At 63.1% G+C, this 20,044-nt stretch carries 20 protein-coding genes; 2 read left to right on the top strand and 18 right to left on the bottom strand.

Translation table 11 applies throughout. The features are described 5' to 3' along the window. Window positions 1-98: 98 nt before the first annotated feature. From LOZ77_RS09625 to LOZ77_RS09650, 6 genes are all read right to left on the bottom strand, one after another. A complete protein-coding gene (locus tag LOZ77_RS09625; RefSeq protein WP_370637991.1) occupies window positions 99-878 on the bottom strand; it encodes a TIGR02186 family protein in 780 nt (259 codons plus the stop codon). Continuing rightward, window positions 875-1,792 carry a sulfite exporter TauE/SafE family protein gene (locus LOZ77_RS09630; RefSeq protein ID WP_230278965.1) on the bottom strand — a complete coding sequence of 306 codons (918 nt, stop codon included), beginning with the start codon at window positions 1,790-1,792 and terminating at the stop codon, window positions 875-877. Before LOZ77_RS09630 ends, LOZ77_RS09625 begins: the two co-directional genes overlap by 4 nt. A 135-nt stretch (window positions 1,793-1,927) precedes the next feature. Then, window positions 1,928-3,013 (bottom strand): hypothetical protein, encoded by a 1,086-nt coding sequence (locus LOZ77_RS09635; RefSeq protein WP_230278966.1) that lies wholly within the window; start codon window positions 3,011-3,013, stop codon window positions 1,928-1,930. After that, entirely contained in the window at window positions 3,010-4,434 is a 1,425-nt protein-coding gene (locus LOZ77_RS09640; protein ID WP_230278967.1) for a glycosyl transferase family protein, read from the bottom strand. The genes LOZ77_RS09635 and LOZ77_RS09640 overlap by 4 nt, the downstream gene beginning before the upstream one ends. 124 nt (window positions 4,435-4,558) lie before the next feature. Further along, complete coding sequence (locus tag LOZ77_RS09645; protein ID WP_230278968.1) at window positions 4,559-4,996, bottom strand: VOC family protein; 438 nt, start codon at window positions 4,994-4,996, stop codon at window positions 4,559-4,561. 146 nt (window positions 4,997-5,142) lie between these two features. Continuing rightward, window positions 5,143-5,904, bottom strand: a complete 762-nt coding sequence (locus LOZ77_RS09650; RefSeq protein WP_230278969.1) for a TorF family putative porin — start codon at window positions 5,902-5,904, stop codon at window positions 5,143-5,145. 304 nt (window positions 5,905-6,208) lie between these two features. Here LOZ77_RS09650 and LOZ77_RS09655 point away from each other — a divergent pair, with 304 nt between their 5' ends. After that, window positions 6,209-6,997, top strand: coding sequence for a metallophosphoesterase family protein (locus LOZ77_RS09655; RefSeq protein WP_230278970.1), 789 nt, complete (start codon window positions 6,209-6,211; stop codon window positions 6,995-6,997). An 18-nt stretch (window positions 6,998-7,015) separates the two neighbouring features. Here the strand turns inward: LOZ77_RS09655 and LOZ77_RS09660 are convergent, their stop codons facing one another. From LOZ77_RS09660 to LOZ77_RS09705, 10 genes are read right to left on the bottom strand one after another with little or no spacing between them, the layout of a single operon-like run. Continuing rightward, the gene (locus tag LOZ77_RS09660) at window positions 7,016-7,387 is read right to left on the bottom strand and encodes a tRNA-binding protein (RefSeq protein WP_230278971.1); all 372 of its coding nucleotides are present in this window, start codon (window positions 7,385-7,387) and stop codon (window positions 7,016-7,018) included. Next, on the bottom strand, window positions 7,388-9,430 hold the full coding sequence (locus LOZ77_RS09665; RefSeq protein ID WP_230278972.1) for an acetyl/propionyl/methylcrotonyl-CoA carboxylase subunit alpha: 2,043 nt from the start codon (window positions 9,428-9,430) through the stop codon (window positions 7,388-7,390). Window positions 9,431-9,449: 19 nt separating this feature from the next. Beyond that, window positions 9,450-9,794 (bottom strand): lysozyme inhibitor LprI family protein, encoded by a 345-nt coding sequence (locus LOZ77_RS09670; protein WP_230278973.1) that lies wholly within the window; start codon window positions 9,792-9,794, stop codon window positions 9,450-9,452. Then, complete coding sequence (gene bioB, locus LOZ77_RS09675) at window positions 9,791-10,849, bottom strand: biotin synthase BioB (protein WP_230278974.1); 1,059 nt, start codon at window positions 10,847-10,849, stop codon at window positions 9,791-9,793. The genes LOZ77_RS09670 and bioB overlap by 4 nt, the downstream gene beginning before the upstream one ends. Continuing rightward, a complete protein-coding gene (locus tag LOZ77_RS09680) occupies window positions 10,846-11,646 on the bottom strand; it encodes a heme-dependent oxidative N-demethylase subunit alpha family protein (protein ID WP_230278975.1) in 801 nt (266 codons plus the stop codon). The genes bioB and LOZ77_RS09680 overlap by 4 nt, the downstream gene beginning before the upstream one ends. Before the next feature lie 7 nt (window positions 11,647-11,653). Then, window positions 11,654-13,804 carry a methylmalonyl-CoA mutase gene (gene scpA / locus LOZ77_RS09685; protein WP_230278976.1) on the bottom strand — a complete coding sequence of 717 codons (2,151 nt, stop codon included), beginning with the start codon at window positions 13,802-13,804 and terminating at the stop codon, window positions 11,654-11,656. An 11-nt stretch (window positions 13,805-13,815) separates the two neighbouring features. Then, window positions 13,816-14,604, bottom strand: coding sequence for an enoyl-CoA hydratase-related protein (locus tag LOZ77_RS09690; protein ID WP_230278977.1), 789 nt, complete (start codon window positions 14,602-14,604; stop codon window positions 13,816-13,818). Continuing rightward, window positions 14,604-15,065 (bottom strand): methylmalonyl-CoA epimerase, encoded by a 462-nt coding sequence (mce, locus tag LOZ77_RS09695; RefSeq protein ID WP_230278978.1) that lies wholly within the window; start codon window positions 15,063-15,065, stop codon window positions 14,604-14,606. The genes LOZ77_RS09690 and mce overlap by 1 nt, the downstream gene beginning before the upstream one ends. 10 nt (window positions 15,066-15,075) lie before the next feature. After that, entirely contained in the window at window positions 15,076-15,543 is a 468-nt protein-coding gene (locus LOZ77_RS09700) for an OsmC family protein (RefSeq protein WP_230278979.1), read from the bottom strand. Between the two features lie 14 nt (window positions 15,544-15,557). Then, window positions 15,558-17,090 (bottom strand): acyl-CoA carboxylase subunit beta, encoded by a 1,533-nt coding sequence (locus LOZ77_RS09705; RefSeq protein WP_230278980.1) that lies wholly within the window; start codon window positions 17,088-17,090, stop codon window positions 15,558-15,560. Between the two features lie 167 nt (window positions 17,091-17,257). Between LOZ77_RS09705 and LOZ77_RS09710 the strand changes: the two genes are divergently transcribed. Continuing rightward, on the top strand, window positions 17,258-18,664 hold the full coding sequence (locus LOZ77_RS09710) for a short-chain fatty acyl-CoA regulator family protein (protein ID WP_230278981.1): 1,407 nt from the start codon (window positions 17,258-17,260) through the stop codon (window positions 18,662-18,664). Between the two features lie 72 nt (window positions 18,665-18,736). Here the strand turns inward: LOZ77_RS09710 and LOZ77_RS09715 are convergent, their stop codons facing one another. Both LOZ77_RS09715 and LOZ77_RS09720 read right to left on the bottom strand, forming a co-directional pair. Continuing rightward, entirely contained in the window at window positions 18,737-19,516 is a 780-nt protein-coding gene (locus tag LOZ77_RS09715; RefSeq protein ID WP_230278982.1) for a sulfite exporter TauE/SafE family protein, read from the bottom strand. A gap of 6 nt (window positions 19,517-19,522) precedes the next feature. Beyond that, window positions 19,523-20,044 (bottom strand): rhodanese family protein, encoded by a 522-nt coding sequence (locus tag LOZ77_RS09720; protein ID WP_230278983.1) that lies wholly within the window; start codon window positions 20,042-20,044, stop codon window positions 19,523-19,525.

The raw sequence follows: 20,044 nt of genomic DNA on the forward strand, positions 1-20,044 counted from the left end.
CGCTAAGGGGCCGCCAAACGCGACGACCCGTGAATTACGCAAGGCAGCTTAGGGGAGCAGGGTTAATGCGGTGCTAAGACGAAGGCACTCCACGGACTTTAGCCCAGCGCGAAAATGCGCCCCGCGGCCCAGCCCATGAACACCGACAGCGCCACTGCCATCAGGCCATAGATCAGGCTGTATTCGCGGGACCAAAGCTCTACCGCGCGTTCGAAACCGCGCTTGGTCACGGTCACCTCGCTGGTGGCAGAGGCGATCACTCGCCCGCGCGAGATGGCAAAGGTTTCGGCAGTGTAATTGCCCGTCAGCACGCTGGACGGCAAAGGGATGCGCGCCTGATAGAGCACGCCTTCGCTGATGGTGACCGCGCTTTCGTCCTGAACATACAGGCCGCTGGCGACCCGTTTTGCGACCAGGCCAGCGACGAAGCGGGACACTTCTTCGGGCCGGATCGCACCGATGGGCGACAATTGCAGCGATTCAAGGCCCAGTTCGTAGATCGCGGCGGTCCGCGTATCGACGATCTCGGACAGCGGACGCGTGGACGCAACCGCGTAATAGGATGGCGCGGAACGGAACTGCGCCGAATCGGCGTTGATCCACATGCCCCAGATGCGCCGCTTCTCACGCAGGTTGATCGCCTCGGTCGGGCCCTTCAGCACGACCACGATGTCATAGGGCGTATCGCTGCCCGCCCGTCTGCCATCGGGTTGCAGGACCGCGCCGTAAAGCAGCAGATCGGCACCGGTGAACCCCTGCCGGACCACAACCTCGTGCTGGGAGATTTCGGGAATGAGGATGGGATCGCGCCCCTGCGCCATCGCCGGCATGGCCGCTATCGTGCCGCAAAAGGCAAGGATCAGCGCCAGCCATTTCATAGCGGCGACACGGTGAAAATCTCGCCCGGCCGGAAGGTCAGCGTCACTGCCATTTGCAGCGCCACCGCCAGAAAGATCGCCGCCAGCACCGCCCGCAGCAATTCGGGGCGCGCATTGAGCGCAAATTTGGCACCGATTTGCGCACCCGAAACCGAACCCAGCAGCAATAGAGCAGCCAGAACGATATCGACCGCATTGGTCGTCAACGCATGCATCATGGTGGTCGCGATGGTCGTGAACAGGATCTGGAACAGCGAGGTTCCGACGACCACCGCCGCGCTCATCCCCAAGCCATACAACATCAGCGGCACCAGCAGGAACCCGCCGCCGATCCCCATCAGCATCGTCAAAGTGCCCACCGCCATGCCCAGCAGCACAGGTGCCAATGGCGAGATATAGAGACCCGATTTGTAAAACCGCCAACGCCCCGGCAGGCTGGTCACGAACGGATGATGGCGCCTTTTACTCGGCGGGCGCTTCAGGCGTTCGAAACGGTGCGACAAAAGTTCGGGCACCGATTCCATCGCCATCTTGATGCCGACGCTGCCCAGCACGACGACGTAAAGTATGGCGATGGCGACATCGATCTGGCCGATCGATTGCAACAGGCGGAACAGCAATGCGCCAATGCCGGTGCCGACGATACCGCCGCCCACCATCATCGCGCCCATCTGGTAATCCACCCCGCCACGCTTGGCGTGAAAGATCGCGCCCGAAACGCTGGCACCCGTCACCTGGCTGGCGGCAGAGGCCGCCGCGACCGTTGGCGGGATGCCGTAAAAGATCAGCAGCGGCGTTGTCAGAAACCCGCCGCCGACGCCGAACATGCCCGACAACAGCCCTGTCAGACCGCCCAGCAGGACGATGACGAGGCCGTTGACCGACAAATTCGCAATGGGAAGATAAACGTCCATGGCGGGGTTCAGAAGGTCCGGGCGGCGAAACAGCGACTTGCTGCATCATCGCTTATGCAACATGCGCGCTTTCCTGTCTGCCCATGGCGCGGCGATATCGCAAACTTATCGGCGGGTGGCGCAAAATGGTCGCAATCAGAAACCGGCCGACAGCGTAATTACCGGACCCGACGCCGGCTGCGCATCGCCAGCCACGCGTTCGCGCCAGTCTATGCTGGCCCGCGCGAAGATTCCGCCGCCCACCGGCGCGGTGACCGAAAGGCTTGGGCCGATGTCGATACGCTCCACATCCTCTTGAGCGCCGCCCCAGACGCCCGCACCTACCTGCACGGTGGCAGGCCCGACATCGATGCTGCGCGTCACCCGCGCCTGCCCGTCGGCAAAACCCGTGGCGTTGCTGCCGCCGACATAGCCCGCCTGCGCATAGATTTCGATATCGAGGTTGAGCGGCAAGGCCTGCGGTGGCGGACCGAATACGCCGACCACGGCGGGCCGGACCAGCGTATCGCCCGAAAATCGCCCGATGCGCCCCTCTGCCAGAATTTCGAACGGCAGCTGCTTTACCGGTTGCACGCCAACACCCGCGGCCAGTTCCCTGTCGGGCGTATCCAGTGCGCCCGTCGCGCGCATATGGGCACGGGGTTGCAGCGCAGTGTCATGCGCCAGCCGATAACGCAGCACCGCCCCCGCCTGGCTCGCGCCATAGCTGAGCGCGCCCGGCACATTCGTGGCGCCCGCGCTTCCCTTGCGCCAGAGAAGCCAGCTGTCGGCCGACCAGCGACGCCCCGATGCTTCGCGCGAGGAAGGCGAAAAAGGCAGAAGCCTTGGCGCGATCGCAGGGGTCGATCCGGCTGGAACCGCCGCAGCCGGCGGGGCAGTGGGCGGTACGGCCACAGGCGTATGTGACGGGATCGCGGCGGGCGATGGAAAGAACACCGGCGGCGGGGGAAGCGTTAACGGCAAGGGGCGGATCGTGCGCGCTTCGTACGGCGCATCAATAGGTACAGGCGCGCTCGCACCTGCTTCGCCTTCTGGCCTGGCCGGAATGACCGCTTCGGCCATCACCGGCGCGGGTTCGCCCACCCGCTTTACCACATTGGGCGGCACCGGAACGTCGAGAAAATCGCCCGAAGGCACCAAAGCGCGCATGGCGACCCATCCGCCCATCAGACCGGTCAGCGCGACCAGTGGCTGCCCCCGCCGTCTTGCCGCCGATGTCACGAAATGGTGCCCGCCTCGGCAGGGTGGCGGTCATGCTCGGTCTTGTCCCAGACCTTCCCCTTACCCCGCAAATCCGCGATATAGCGCATCAGCGCCCGTCGCGCCGAAATGATCGCGATGACATTGGCAACGGGAATGCGGATGACCGCGGCGACGCCTTCTCCCCAGCCATATTCGCGGCCCACCAGCACAAATCGCATGAAGGCGCGCCACAGGAACGCAAATGTGGTGAAGATCAATATCCAGTAGATCAGCGGCGGCAGCCGCGATGGCTGATAGATGCCTGCGGCCTCGCCCAGTCGCAACACGCCCGTCAGCAGGACCAGCGCATAGGCGCATAGCAAGACCAGCGCCACCAGCGGCCCCCGCCGGTCGCGCAGGCGCATCCAGAATTCCAGCGGGTTGCGACTCCACCCCAGCTGTTCCCACCCGTCGAACGCAATGCCCTGCACCCATCGCGCCTTTTGCCTGACTGCCGCGTCCAGCCGGTGCGGGAAATAGGCGCGCGTCGCGATCAGCGATCCATCCACGGCCCGCGCGCGAATGAAGCTGCCGCCCCTGCCACGCTCGTCCTTCCGTCCGATGAGCATGCCCAGCTCGTAATCCTCGGTCAGGGCAGCAGGATCGAACGGACCCGATTGCTGGCCGCGCCGCGCGATGATCCGGTCGAGCGCGTCACGCGCAAAGGCGCAGCCGACGCCTGCAGCGGGTATTCCCGCGCCCAGTTCGGCCCGCACCACCATCTCTCGCGCATGCGCGTCGGTAAATTCGTCGCAATAATGGCCCGATATGAATTGCGAAGCCTCGTGCCGTTCGGGTCTGACGGGAATCTGTACGAACTCGGCGCGATCCAGCTCTGCATCGATCAGCGACAGGGCCTGCGGATGGACCAGATCCTCCGCATCATGCAGCAGGACGGCACGAAACCGCCTGCCCGTGCGCTGTTCATCCACGACCATCGCGGCGAAGCATCTATTCAGACAGTCGCCCTTCGTCGTCGGACCGGGCGTTTCATTGATGACGATGCGAAGCCGCGGATCGACCGATCCGTCAGTGCGGATACAGGCGTCGGCAATTGCGGCCTGCGTATCGGGATCGTTAACGTAACACCCGGCATAGATGCGCAATTCGCGGTGCGGCCAAACCGACAATGCATGGCGAAGCATCGGGCCGATCACCCGCGCCTCACGCCATGCAGGAACGAACAAAGCAATCGGGGCGGTCAGCTCGGCCGGCAGCGGCGCGGACAATTGCCGCGTTTTCGCTCGGCCGGTCAGCTTTAGCCAAAGCCATGCGCCATCGATGGCCAGTTCGTCCAGCGCCCCGATCAGGAACCAGAAACCGGCGAACAGCAGCAGTTCCAGCCGAACCGCTTCCAATATGGAAAAAAGCGGGGTTACAACCCCCGCGCCTGCGACCATCGATGCCCCCGTCCAGAGGCGCGCCGTTTCCGATTGACCACGCGCCCCAACACGGCGGGTCTAGCTTCGGTTCAGTTGTGCCGCAAGCGAGCCGAACGACTTGTTCGCCTCTGGCTGAAACAGCCTACCAGCTGCCGGTGTTTTCCATGCTGGCCCAGGGTTCGGCCGGTTCCAGATGGCCGTCCTGCAGCAATTCGATCGAAATGCCGTCGGGCGTTTTTACAAAAGCCATGTGTCCATCGCGCGGAGGGCGGTGCACGATATGACCCGCATCCATGATCCGCTGGCAAGTGGCATAGATATCGTCGACACGGAACGCCAGATGGCCGAAATTGCGCCCGCCGGCATAGGTTTCGGGTTCGGACCCGTCTTCGGCAGGCCAGTTATAGGTCAGTTCGACCTCGGCCACGTCCTCTTGTCCGGGGGCGGACATGAAGATCAGCGTGAACCGCCCCTTCTCGCTCTCCATCCGGCGCGTTTCCTCCAGCCCGATCAGGCGCAGGAAATCGATTGTGGCGTCGGGGTCCGTAACCCGGATCATGGTATGCAGGTATTTCGTCATGCCGCGAAACTAGGAAGCCCGCCCCGCCATGCCAAGGGTTCAGGCGCTGCGAACGGCAAAAACATATGCGCCATGTGAAAAGGGCCCGCGCTCCATCGGAACGCGGGCCGCAATTCTGACGATCCCTCGGGACCGCTGTCTATCGATCAGAAGCTGGCCGACAGGGTCGCGACGACCGTGTCATTCATGACCGGACCGAACCGGATATCGTCGTTCGAGGGAGCCTCAACGCCGACATAGGAAATGCCAGCCTCAAGCGGACCGAACACGGCCATCGATGCGCCGATCGACCAGTCGAATGCCGTCTGGTCATCGGTGCCGAAGTCCGAATAGGTCTCGGGCGACCAGACGCCATCGGTATAGCCGAGATGGCCGCTAATCGTCACCGGCGTGCCGGGGACGCCGAAACCGATATCGGTGTAGAGGTAGAGATTGTCCTGGTTTGCAGTCGAATCCTGTTCCCACGCATAGGCGAGGCCCGCAGTCACCTCTGCCGGGCCAAGAGCCGCGGTTACCGAAGCATAGGGTTCGTAATAGTCGGTATCACCCGAAGCGCTGGGATACATGTAATAAAGCAGGCCGACGTCGAACGAAACCGTATCGTTGATCGCGCCGCTGTAACCGCCGTAAAGATCGACTTCGGTATTGCCATAGCCGGTCGAGGTCGGCTCGAGCGACGATGCCCAGGTGCCGATGTAAAAACCGCTGGAATGGGCAATGTCGACACCGCCCTGAATGGCGAAATCACCACCCGAATAGCTGACGCCGCGGAAACGATAATCGGTCACCATTGCAACATTGGCGGAAACCGAAATCTCGCTTTCGTCCTGTGCGAATGCCGGCGCCGCAACCAGAGCCGAGCTAGCGAGCAGAGAGGCGGCAATCGCGCCGCGGAGAAGAGTTTTCATTTTATTCCCTCATCTTTGTCCAAGGACTCCTGCTCCTCCTGAACACAACCCCGCCGCACCTTGTTTATTCGGCGCGTGTCGGGACGGTGTACTATTCGCTGTGCAGATATTTGCTGCACTGCACAAGGCGATTTTTAACTTTCTGTGTCAAACAGGCCGGTTGGTGTGGATTTCTTGCAACGCAGCGCGCGTTGAGAGACCGATTATGTCATAGATGCCCTAAATGCTTATCCTTTTACCGGCACGCCTTGTCGCGCGATTCAGGGATCATTAACTAGCTTCGATCAATGGCCACGATTGCACTATGAACTTTTTTCGCGACATTCTTGATCGAAAGCGCAGCGAGCCGCTGCACGGGCCGTCTATTCCCGAGGGCGAACGCGTATATGCCGTCGGCGACATTCATGGACGCCGCGACCTCTTCGACAGCATTATTGACATGATCGACGCTGACGATGCGCAGCGGGGCGAAGCCGACACGACCGTTATTCTGTTGGGCGACCTGATCGATCGCGGGCCCGACAGCGCGGGCGTGATTGCCAGCGCACGTCAATGGGCCGCGCGTCGCAAGGTCCGCATGCTGATGGGCAATCATGAAGAGATGATGCTGCGCGCGCTCGACAGTGACGAAAATCTGCGCCATTTCCTGCGGGTAGGTGGTCGGGAAACTCTGCTCAGCTATCCGATCCCGCTAAAAACCTATCGCACCGCAACATTGTCCGATCTGGCCGAGATGGCGCGGGAAGCGGTCCCAATCGAAGACATCGAACTGATCGAATCGATGGAAAACATGATCCGCATCGGCGACTATTTGTTCGTACACGCTGGCATCAATCCGGCCATCCCGCTGGAAGAACAGGTGTCGCGCGACTTGCGTTGGATTCGCGAACCCTTCCTCAGCCACGACAGTCCGCTGGACGTATGCGTCATCCATGGCCACACGATCCGCGAGGAAGTGGAAATCGGCCCGCGCACCGACCGGCCCAATCGCATCGGTATCGATACCGGCGCATTTCGTTCGGGGCGGCTGACCGCCATCGGGCTGGAAGGCAGCCAGCGCTGGTTTATCGAGGCAAGCAAGACTCCCGATTGATCGGGTGTGCGCCGCGCATCAGAGCAAGCGCGCACCATCGGGCACCACCTTGTCGGGTGAGAACAGCGTTATACGCCCTTCCGCATCCGCAAATCCCAGCGTCAGCACCTCGGACATGATCGGGCCGATCTGGCGCGGCGGGAAGTTCACCACGCCTGCCAACTGCCGCCCTACCAGATCTTCGGGGCTGTAAAGCGCCGCGATCTGCGCGCTTGTCTTGCGCAGCCCCACGCCCGGTCCGAAATCGATATGCAGGATCAGACTGGGCTTGCGCGCCTTTTCAAAGGGTTCGGCCTTTACCACCGTGCCGATACGGATATCGACCTTCAGAAAATCGTCGAAGGCAATCGTATCGGCAGGCGGCGTAGCGGCGTTTTGGTCAATATGCATTCATTCCATTTCGAGGATGACCGCATCGACCGCAAGCGAATCTCCGGCCTTGGCATTGACCGATTTCACTACGCCCGATTTCTCGGCGCGCAGGATGTTTTCCATTTTCATCGCCTCGACCACCGCCAGCGGCTGGCCTTGTTCGACCTTGTCGCCCTCGCCCACGTTCAGCGATACGAGCAGGCCCGGCATCGGACAGACGAGGAATTTCGACATGTCGGGCGGAATCTTTTCGATCATATGTTTCTGGTAACGCGCCACATGGGCGGGTAGCACGCGCAATTTGTGGCGCGCGCCGCGCGTCGTCAGTGCGAAACCGGCCGGTATAGGTTCGACCTTCACGGTCAGCGGATCGCCGCCTTCGCCCTCTTCGTCGGCATCGAACACGGCGCTGACCAGACGCTGACCGGGCGTGTATTCCATGGCGATATCGACTGCATCGCCGTCGACCGTGACCGCATCTTGCGACAGCGTCACCTCGTGCCCGGCATCGCCCAGCTCGACCACCCAGTCGGCGGGCGGTGACAGGCGGTTACCCAGCTGCCCCTCGATCCGGCGGGCGCGGTCGGCGTGGGCAGTGGCGATAAAGGCCGCGATGGCCGACAGCTTGCGCCCCATGGCCGCATCGGCAGGCGCACCCGTGAAGCCCTCGGGGTATTCTTCGGCAATAAAGCCGGTGGTCAGCTCGCCGCTGCGGAAACGGGGATGCTGCATGATGGCCGACAGGAAATCGATATTATGGCCCAGCCCTTCGATGTCGAAGGCATCCAGCGCCGCAACCTGTAAGTCCGCTGCCTCGTCACGGGTTTCGCCCCATGTGATCAGCTTGGCGATCATCGGGTCATAGAACATGCTGACCTCGCCGCCTTCGTAAACGCCATCGTCCACGCGAATCCCGTCCACACCGCGGCGGCCATTCTCGCTACCGTCATCGGTCCAGCCATCGACCGGCGGGTCATAGCGGACAAGGCGGCCCGTGCTGGGCAGGAAACCGCGATAGGGGTCTTCGGCATAGACGCGGTTTTCGATGGCCCAGCCGTCGATCTTCACATCGTCCTGCGTCATCGCCAGCTTTTCGCCTGCGGCCACGCGGATCATCTGTTCGACCAGATCGACGCCGGTAATCGCCTCGGTAACGGGGTGTTCCACCTGCAGGCGGGTATTCATTTCAAGGAAGTAGAAGCTTTCCCCGCTGGGGTCCGCGCCCGAAACGATCAGCTCGACCGTTCCGGCCGAATAATAGCCGACGGCCCGCGACAGCGCCACGCATTGCTCGCCCATCGCCTTGCGCATCTTGGGCGTGACGAAAGGTGACGGCGCTTCCTCGACCACCTTTTGGTGGCGACGCTGGATCGAACATTCACGCTCGTTCAGATAAAGGATATTACCGTGCTTATCGCCCAGAATCTGGATTTCGATGTGGCGCGGGTTGAGGATGAATTTCTCGATAAAAACGCGGTCGTCGCCAAAGCTGTTCAGCCCTTCGCGCTTCACGCTTTCGAAACCCTCGCGCACGTCCTGTTCGGAATAGGCAAGGCGCATGCCCTTGCCCCCGCCGCCCGCGCTGGCCTTCATCATCACCGGATAGCCGATGTCGTTCGAAATCTCGACCGCGTGGTCGGTGTCGCGGATTTCGCCCACGAAACCGGGGACGACATTGACGCCCGCTTCCTTGGCCAGCTTTTTGGATTCGATCTTGTCGCCCATGGCAGCAATGGCACCCACGGGCGGGCCGATGAACTCGATCCCCTCCGCGGCCAGCGCCTCGGCAAACGACGTGCGTTCGGACAGGAAACCATAGCCCGGATGCACGGCTTCGGCACCGGTCTGCTTGCAGGCGGCGATGATCTTGTCCGCGATCAGATAGCTTTCCGACGCGGCCGAGGGGCCGATGTGAACAGCCTCATCCGCCATTTGCACGAAGGGCGCGCGCGCATCGGCATCGGAATAGACGGCAACCGTGGCAATGCCCATCCGGCGCGCGGTCTTGATCACGCGGCATGCGATTTCGCCGCGATTGGCGATGAGGATCTTCTTGAACACTAACGGCTTCCTCTCTGGATCAGTTCGTCTGCGCGAGCGCGCGCAATTGCACGGTTCGCGTTTCGGTCAGTTCGGTCATGCATCGGTTGTGGATCAGCGGCAGGATCGACCCGCCGGCATAGGGAGCAGCCACCGCCTTGCATTGCGCGTCGCGGAAGGCGATCCACGCGCGCTGCGCCGCCAGCAGGCTGTCGAATGTGTCGCGCTGCTTCGCCACTGCGCGTGCAACGGCCCATGCGGCATTCAGCGCGCCATCGGCGGCCTGATATTCCTGCATGGAACAGGCGTTCATGTCCGCCTGCGTCATCGCATTGTCGCAGGCGGCGGATTGAACGGCAGTGGCAAGAAGCAGCGCTGCGATCACTCGGCAGCCTCCGCGGGCAGTTTTGCGCAGGTCGCGCCGGTGTCGGACGCCGCCATCGCTTCCAGCCCCAGCCGGTCGAACAGCGCATCGTCGCTGTCGTCGCCCGCATTGGGCGCGGTCAGCAATTGTTCGCCGCTGAAGATGGAGTTTGCCCCCGCAAGGAAGCACAAGGCCTGTGTCGATGCGCTCATGCTCTCGCGCCCTGCCGACAGGCGGACCATGGATTCGGGCATGGTAATGCGCGCCACCGCGACGGTGCGGACGAATTCGATCTCGTCGATCTGGGCCAGCGGCGTATCGGCCAGCATGTCGCCCAGCGGCGTGCCCTTGACCGGCACCAGCGCATTGACCGGCACGCTTTCGGGGTGATCCTCCATCGTCGCCAGCACGTGGACGAAGCCCACGCGATCCTCGCGCGTTTCGCCCATGCCGACGATCCCGCCGCAGCACACGTTGATGCCCGCCGCGCGCACATGTTCCAGCGTCAGCAACCGGTCGCCCAGGCTGCGCGTAGTGGCAACGCGGTCGTAATATTCGGGGCCTGTGTCGATGTTATGGTTGTAATAATCGAGGCCCGCATCGGCCAGTTGCCGTGCCTGCGTGTCAGTCAGCATCCCCGCCGTCATGCAGGTTTCCATCCCCATCGCCTTTACCTGCCGGACCATTTCGGTCAGCGCGGGCATGTCGCGGTCCTTGGGATTGCGGAATGCCGCACCCATGCAGAAACGGGTGCTCCCCATGTCCTTGGCCTGTGCCGCCGATTGCAGCACTTGCTGCACTTCCATCAGCTTGGTCGCCTTCAGCCCGCTGTCATTATGGGCGGACTGGCTGCAATAGCCGCAGTCTTCGGGACAACCGCCGGTCTTGATCGACAGCAGGGTCGAACGCTGCACGGTGTTGGGCCGGTGATGGGCGCGATGCACTTCGGCCGCGCGGAATACCAGCTCGGTGAACGGCAGGTCGAACAGGGCGGCGATTTCCTCGCGGGTCCAGTCGTTTCGCGGTTCGGGGCGCGTTTCAGAACGCGGTGCGGGTGCGGTTTGGGGGTTGGTCATGCGGCTTTCCTCTGGCGCGCCTCTGCATAGGCGGAAAGCGCGCGTGCATAATGGGGTGCGGCGCGCCGGTCACCCTCGCCCGCACCGAAACCGTGGAGCGTTTCGGCAATCCGCGCAACGCCTGCGTCGCTCAGGCTGCCAAGCGGCGCGACATGCACGCCGATGGTAAAGACGATGGCCTGCGATTTCGGCAGCCGTCGCAACGTCTCCCGCTCGCAGCGCACGAACAGGGTTTCGCCCGCGTTTTCGGGGTTTACATGGGCAAAGCGCTGTTCGGGATCGTCGGTGGGGAGATAGCGCCACAATCCGTTGGGCACCACAAAGGCGTTGGTGCGGCCGAAAATATGCGGCGCACGCAATCCGTCGAGAAATCGATCGACGCCTGCGGAGAGTTGCTCGGCATATCCGTCGATGGGTTCATGCACCTTGGCGACGGCTTGGCCCATTTTATCGGCAAGGTGCCAATCGGTCGGAAACGCCACCGCCGCGCCGGTGAGGCGATAGGGTTGATCCGGCGCATCCTGCGTCAGAATGCAGAAATCCTCCCAATGCGCGCGGGCGGCCTGTTCGATGCCGCCCGATACGCCCAGCATTTCGCACAGTTCGGTTTCGGCAGCGCGCGCTTCGGGGAGGATCTGGACGGCATCGGGATGCGCGTCGAATGTCGCGTTCCGCGGGGCAAGATCGGGGTCGCCCGCCAGCCACTCACCTTCCGCCAGACGCACCAGCCCCATGCGCAGCGGGCCGGAGACCCGTGCGTCAAGCAGCAGCGTTTCGATGGAGAAGCCAAGTGACACCGGGTTATTACTCCGCTGCCTCGTCGAGATCGGCGGGCGGCATGTTGTGGCCCAGCAGACGCAGCACGTCCGCCGCGCATTCGACCACGTTGGAACCTGGGCCATAGATGCCCTGCACGCCCGCATTGCGCAGATATTCGTAATCGCTGGGCGGGATCACGCCGCCTGCCGTGACCTTGATGTCGCTGCGACCTGCGTCCTTCAACAGGCGGATCAGTTCGGGGATGAGCGTCTTGTGCCCAGCCGCCAGCGACGATGCGCCGATCAGGTCGACATCGGCCTCAAGCGCCATTTCCAGCGTTTCCTGCGGCGTCTGGAACAAGGGACCGGTGGTGACGTCGAAACCCATGTCGCCAAAGGCCGACGCGATCACGTTCGCGCCGCGGTCGTGGCCGTCCTGCCCCATCTTGGCGATCATCACGCGCGGCTTGCGGCCCATACGGCGGCCCACCGCTTCGACACCATCGACCACGGCCCGATAACGGCTATCATCGGCATAGGCAGCGCCGTAAATGCCCCTAACCGGCTTTGGCATAGTGTCATAGCGGCCGAAAGCAGCCTCCATCGCATCCGAAATCTCGCCAAGGCTGGCGCGTTCGCGCGCGGCATCGACAGCCAGCGCCAGCAGGTTGCCGTCGGTCTTGGCCCCTTCGCGCAGCGCGTCCAGCGCCGCCTGACACTTCTTCTCGTCACGCGTGCTGCGCATCTTTTCCAGACGCCTGATCTGCGCCTCACGCACGGCGGTATTGTCGATGTCGAGCGTCTCGATCGGGTCTTCGTCTTTCAGGCGGAACTTGTTGACGCCGACGATCACATCTTCGCCCTTGTCGACACGTGCCTGACGGGCGGCGGCTGCTTCCTCGATCATGCCCTTGGGCCAACCGGCTGCCACGGCCTTGGCCATGCCGCCCTCGGCCTCGACCTTCTCGATGATGGCCCATGCCTCGTCCACCAGCGATTTGGTCAGCGCTTCGACGTAATAGGAGCCGCCCAGCGGATCGACGACATTGGTCATGCCGGTTTCTTCCTGCAGCACGATCTGCGTGTTGCGGGCGATGCGGGCGGAGAAATCGGTGGGAAGCGCAATCGCCTCGTCCAGCGCATTGGTGTGGAGAGACTGCGTGCCGCCCAGCATCGCGGCCATCGCCTCGACCGTGGTGCGGATCACGTTGTTGTAGGGGTCCTGCTCGGTCAAAGACACGCCGCTGGTCTGGCAATGGGTGCGCAGCATCTTGGACCGCTCGGACTGCGCGCCCAGCTGCGTCATCGCGCGGTGCCACAAGGTGCGGGCCGCACGCAGCTTGGCCACTTCCATGAAGAAGTTCATGCCGATGGCGAAGAAGAAGCTCAGCCGCCCCGCGAACTTGTCGATATCAAGCCCGCTGGCCACGCCATATTTCACATATTCCATGCCGTCGGCGATGGTGAAGGCCAGCTCCTGCACCTGCGTCGCGCCGGCTTCCTGCATGTGATAGCCGGAGATCGAGATCGAGTTGAACTTCGGCATGTGGTCCGCCGTATAGGCGAAGATGTCGGAAATGATCCGCATCGAAGGTTCGGGCGGATAGATATAGGTGTTGCGGACCATGAACTCCTTCAGAATGTCGTTCTGGATGGTCCCGGTCAGCTGTTCTGGCTTAACCCCCTGCTCTTCCGCCGCGATGATATAGAAAGCAAGGCACGGGATCACCGCGCCGTTCATCGTCATCGACACGCTCATCTGGTCGAGCGGGATCTGGTCGAAGAGGATCTTCATGTCCTCGACACTGTCGATGGCCACGCCCGCCTTGCCAACATCGCCGACGACGCGCGGATGGTCGCTGTCATAGCCGCGATGGGTGGCAAGGTCGAAAGCGACCGAAAGGCCCTTTTGTCCCGCGGCAAGGTTGCGGCGATAAAAGGCGTTCGATTCCTCTGCGGTCGAGAAGCCCGCATATTGGCGGATCGTCCACGGACGGCCCGCATACATCGATGCCTTCACCCCGCGCGTGAACGGGGCAAAGCCGGGAAGGCCGGGGTCCCAGCCTTCATTGTCCGCCGCCGTGTAAAGCGGCTTGACGTCGATCCCCTCGGGCGTGTGCCAGGTCAGATCGCGGCCCTTCACTTCCTTGTCGGCGGTGGCCTGCCAGTCGGTCAGCGTCGGTTTCTTGTCACTCATGATAAACCCTCTCAGCGCCCCTTGAAGATGGGGCGGCGCTTGTGCGCAAAGGCGTCCAGCGCCTCCTTGAAATCCTCGGTCCGGCCGGCGACGGACTGGTTGATGCGCTCCTGCTGCAGCATTTCAGCGAAGGTCATATCCAGTGCATCGGTCATCTGTTTGCGGATCATGCCAATCGCTTTCGCTGGCCCCTTGGTCAGCCGATGCGCGATAGCCTGAGCCTCTTCGAGCGCCGCGCCATCGTCCACGACGCGGCTGATGAGACCCATCGCCTTGGCATCGTCAGCGCTGATCTCCTCACCCAGCAGCGCCAGCTCAAGGGCGCGGGCCCTGCCCACTGCGCGAGCCACGAACCAGCTTGCGCCCATGTCGGGAACCAGGCCGATATTGACGAAGGCGAGCAGCAGAAACGCCGAACGATCCGCGACCACAATATCACCTGCGAGTGCCAGAGACATTCCCGCACCGACCGCCGGTCCGTTCATCGCAGTGATCAGGGGAATGGGAAGATCCAGCAGCTTGGAAACAAAAGGATTATAGTGCCCATCCAGCACTTCACCAAGATCCTCGGGCAAGCCCATATAGCCTGCACCATCCGAGCGGAGATCGGCCCCTGCACAGAATGAACGACCTGCGCCCGTCAGCACCAAAGCCCGCGCCCCGCCATCGACCGCCTTGTCCATGGCATCAGCCAATTCGGAAAAGACGTTTGGCGTAAGCGCATTCAGCCGGTCGGGCCGGTTGATCGCGATGGTGACCACGCCGCCATCGCGTTCGGATGTGATGAAACGATAGGACATCAATGCGCCTCTTCGGGGGTTTCCATGATTTCGGTTAGCATGCCCATCATGTCCTTGGGATGCACGAAGAAGATCGGCGTGCCATGCGCACCGATCCGCGTCGGGCCCAGAATGCGCTTGCCGATGCCATCGAAATAGGCGCGCGCCTCTTCGATATCCGGCACTTCAAAGCAAACGTGATGCTGCCCGCCCAGCGGGTTCTTGGCGATGAAGCCCGCGACGGGCGAATTTCCGTCGAGCGGCGACAGCAGTTCGACCTGCGTGCCTGCGGTGCCGTTCCCGTCTTCTCCGTTTCCGGGCGTATGGACGAAACACACTTTCACGCCCTGCTCCGGCATGTCGAACGGCTCGGTCACAACCGATGCGCCCATCACGTCGCAGTAATGCGCGATGGCGGCATCCATGTCCGGCACGGCATAGCCGAGGTGGTTCATCCGTCCCAAGGTGAATGCGGGTTTCATGACTAAGCCCTCAAATAATCGGTTCGATGGTCATCGCGCTCTTCAGGCTATTCGCGATGATGCAGCTTTTATGCGCCTTGTGGTGAAGGTTTTCGACCTCCTCTGCATCAGGCAGTTTGTCGCCGGTAAAGGCAGCGTGCGGGCGCATTACGATGGTCGACACCCACGGATCGCCCGCCTCGTTCTTCTCGACCTCGCCCACCGGATTATCCTCGTAGGAAGAGATCGAGAAACCCGCCTTGGCCGCATAGGCAAGGAAGTAAAGCATATGACAGCTTGCCGCCGCAGCCAGCAGCGCCTCTTCGGGATCGACCGCGCTTTCGTCGATCAGCGCGGCAGGCAGATAGCCCGGCGCCGCGCTGCCCGGCACTTTCGCTCCGCCGTCGAAGCTCCACACATGGGCGCGGCTGTATTTGTTGCTCGGAAAATCTTCCCCTTCGGAAATTTCCCAGCGGACTTTGGCGGTGTAGTCAGCCATCGAAAAGCATTCCCTTAGAGCGGGATATTGTCGTGCTTTTTCCAGGGATTCTCCAGCTCCTTGTTCCGCAACTTGCGCAGGCCCAGCGCGATGCGGCGGCGGGTGGAGTGAGGCATGATAACCTCGTCGATAAAGCCCTTGGACGCGGCCACGAAGGGGTTGGCGAAGCGGTCTTCATATTCCTTGGTCTTGGCCGCGATCTTGTCCGGATCGTCGCGGTCCTGCCGGAAGATGATCTCCACCGCGCCCTTAGCGCCCATCACCGCGATTTCGGCGGTGGGCCAAGCGTAGTTGAGATCGCCGCGCAGATGCTTTGACGCCATCACGTCATAGGCCCCGCCATAGGCCTTGCGGGTGATGACGGTGATCTTGGGCACGGTCGCCTCGGCATAGGCGAACAGCAGTTTCGCGCCATGCTTGATGATGCCATTATGTTCCTGATCGGTGCCGGGAAGGAAGCCCGGAACGTCGACGAAGGTCAGGATCGGAATGCCGAATGCATCGCAGAAGCGCACGAAACGCGCGGCCTTTTTCGACGAATTGATGTCGAGCACGCCTGCCAGCACCATTGGCTGGTTGGCGACGATCCCCACGGTCCGCCCTTCGACCCGGCCGAAACCGCAGATGATGTTCGCGGCATGCTTGGGCTGCACTTCGAAAAAGTCGCCTTCGTCCACCACCTTCCGAATGACTTCGTGCATGTCATAGGGCTGGTTGGCCGATGCCGGAATGATCGTATCCAGGCTGTCTTCCAGCCGGTCCCACGGGTCGCTGGTGGGGCGTTCGGGGATTTCGTCGCGGTTCGACAGCGGCAGATAATCGATGAAATCGCGCGCCTGCAACAGCGCCACAATGTCGTTCTCGCACGCTAGATCGGCGACGCTGGTCTTGGTGGTATGGGTCGACGCACCGCCCAGCTCTTCCTGCGTCACAACCTCGTTCGTCACCGTCTTGACCACGTCGGGGCCGGTCACGAACATATACGAGCTGTCCTCTACCATGAAGATGAAATCGGTCATTGCGGGGGAATAAACCGCACCGCCCGCGCAGGGGCCCATGATCAGCGACAATTGCGGCACCACGCCCGATGCCAGCACATTGCGCTGGAACACTTCGGCATAGCCACCCAGCGAGGCGACACCTTCCTGAATACGTGCGCCGCCGCTGTCGTTCAGGCCGATGACGGGCGCGCCGACTTTCAGCGCGGCATCCATCACCTTGCAGATCTTTTGCGCGTGGCGTTCGGACAGCGAACCGCCGAAGACGGTGAAATCCTGGCTGAACACATAGACCAGCCGACCGTTGATCGTGCCCGATCCGGTGACCACGCCGTCACCGGGGATGTGACCCTCGTCCATGCCGAAATCGACGCAATTATGCTCGACATACATGTCCAGCTCTTCGAACGATCCGGCATCGAGCAGCACGTCAAGCCTCTCTCGGGCAGTAAGCTTGCCCTTGGCGTGCTGGGCATCGATGCGTTTCTGGCCACCTCCCAGATGGGCGGCGGCGCGGCGACGTTCGACTTCGGCGATATTGGCAGACATTGCGGACGAGGGCCCCTCTCCATGGTGCTTACGGGTTGCGAAGACGGCAGGCGCCGCCGTCTTGCCAGATTGCCTATTGCTGTCAGCAAATTGCAAGTCCAATGCGAATTTGCAAAATCGTGGCGGCGGGTTTTGCAAAACCGCTGTCACCGCGTTACGAAAGCGCGATGAACCGACCGCAACGCATCTTTGCCGGCAAGACCCTGCGCGCCCTGCGCGGACGGCGGACCATGCGACAGGCCGAGATGGCGGCAAGGCTGGGCATTTCGGTTTCCTATCTTTCGCAGCTGGAAAGCGACGACCGCCCGCTGACCCCGCCACTGATCGCCGCGCTGACGCGGCATTTCGATTTGCGGCTCGACGATCTGGGCGGCGACAGTTCGGACAAGCGGGCAGAGGCCCTGCGCCGCGCCGCATCCGATCCGATCTTTGCCGAGCCGCTGGGAGAGGATGCCGCCGCCCGCGCCGTGCGCCAGCAGCCGCATCTGGCCGAGCGTTTCGTCGCGCTGCATGCCGCGTACCGGCAAGCGGGCGAGCGCTTGCAAATGCTGGACGAGGCGCTGGAATCGGGCGAAACCGCGCAATCGGGTCGCTTGCCGTGGGAAGAAGTGCGCGACTGGTTCCACGGCGCAGGCAATTACATCCACACGCTGGATCGCGGGGCAGAGGATCTGGCCGCGCGCATTGCCGATGGTGCACCGCCGCTGACCGAAGCGGCCTTGCTGCGCTTTGCGGAAAGGCTGGGCCTGAATGTCACGCAGGGCGAAGGCGGGCTGCGGCATTACGATGCGGCGCGTCATGCACTCACCCTCGATCCCGCGCAGCCTGCCGAAACCCGGCGGTTTCAACTGGCGTGGCAATTGGCGGGGATCGCGCTGGCCGATGAAATCGCGCTGGTCACCCGCCAGTCGGGGCTGGCTTCGGCAGGAGCGCGGCAATTGTTGCGCATCGGGCTGGGCAATTACGCGGCCGGTGCCTTGTTGATGCCCTATGAACGGTTTCGCGCTGCGGCGCTGGCCGAACGGCACGACATCGACCGCTTGCGCCAGCGTTTCGCGGTCAGCTTCGAACAGGCCTGCCACCGGCTGTCGACGCTGCAACGCGAAGGGGCGCGGGGCATTCCGTTCTTTTTCTGCCGCGTCGACATGGCGGGCAACATCACCAAGCGCCATTCGGCGACGCCGCTGCAATTCGCGCGTTTCGGCGGGGCCTGCCCGCTGTGGATCGTGCACGAGGCGGTGGCGATCCCCGACCGCATATTGACGCAGCTGGCCGAAACGCCAGACGGAGTTCGCTATGTGTCGATGGCCAAGGGGCTGGTGAAACCTTCGGGAAGCTATGCCCGCCCGCCCCGCCGCTTTGCCGTGGCGCTTGGCTGCGAGGCGAAGGATGCCGGCGACTTCATCTATGCCGACGGTCTGGACGTCACGGCACGCGGCGCGGCGACACCCATCGGCATTTCCTGCCGTCTTTGCCCCCGCGAGAACTGCGACCAGCGCGCCTTTCCGCCGGGCGACCGCGCCATCGTCGTCGATCCGGGCGGGCGCGGCGTGGTGCCCTATCGCATCGGTTGAGGCTGCAAGCGACCGGAGAAATCGAACAACGAGAAAGGGCCGCCTGCGCTGCATGGCAGCGAACAGGCCTGCCTAGATCGCGGTCAGCACCACATAGGCCCCGATGGCGATCACCAGCACGGCAAAGCCGCGCTCCAACAATCCCTTGCGGCTTGCCAGCACGCGGCCCAGCGCGATCCCGCCGACCGTGCCGATGGCCCCGCCCGCGATCAGCCAGAAGGTGACGGCCCAGTCCACAAGGCCAGACGCCGCATAGCTTGCCGCCGTGGTCGCCCCCAGCGCGGTGATGACCACCAGGGACGTGCCGATGGCATAAGCAATCGGCATGGCGGTCGCCGCGATCAGCCCCGGCACGATCAGGAAACCGCCGCCAATCCCGAAAAAGCCCGCCGCCAGCCCCGTGCCCAGACCGATGGGGACAAGGCGCGGCAACAGCGCGGCCGCACTCTCGCGCGTCAGCCTTACGTCGGGCCGGTCCGCGCCCTTGCGTCCGCGCAGCATGGCCAGGCCCACGCCCAGCATCAAAAGGCCGAACAGCGCCAGCAGGCGATCGGCATCGACGGCCTTGCCCAGTTCGGCCCCCAGCGCCGCGCCCGCCGTGCCCGCCAGCGCGAACACGCCCGCACAGCGCCATTTCACCCGGCCCGCGCGCGCATGGCCAATCAGGCTGGCCAGCGCATTGGCCGATACCGCCACCGCCGCCGTGCCGATGGCGGCATGGGTCGATCCCACACCCACCACATAGACCAGCAGCGGCACGGCAAGGATCGATCCGCCCCCGCCCACCAGGCCAAGGATCAGCCCGATGGCCCCGCCCGATGACAGTGCGGCGATGATGGTGATCCAGGCCATGGCGGATCAAGCTGCGGCGCGGCGGTTCCACGGCATCACGGCCAGCAAATGCGCCATGCCGCACCATCCGGTCACGCCCGCCATCACCAGCCCCGCGCCGACGAAACCCGCAATGCCGAAGAATGCAGGAGCGACCAGAAGCCCCAGCAAAACGCCCAGCAGCACCAGCGAACCGGCGGCGATCTGCACCTGCCGGATGAGTTCGATAGGCTGCGACCGATCCGCTTCAACCGGCAGGCCCGCCTTGCGCCATGCGTCGATCCCGCCTTCGAGCAGGAACGCCTCGCAACCGCGCGTCTGGGCGGACAGTTGCGATGCATTGGCGGCGGTGCGCATTCCCGAACGGCAATGGAAGATCACCGGCCCGCCATCCGTGGGCAGTTCGCCCAGCCGGTCCAGCGGCACATGGACCGCGCCCGGAATATGTTCGCGGGCAAATTCGTCGGCCCCGCGAATATCGACAAGGCAGGCGCCCGCGGCGATGGCCGCGCGCGCATCGGCGGGAGAGAGAGTCGTCAGTTTCGTCAT

This window comes from Croceicoccus sp. Ery15, assembly GCF_020985305.1.
GTDB lineage: Bacteria > Pseudomonadota > Alphaproteobacteria > Sphingomonadales > Sphingomonadaceae > Croceicoccus.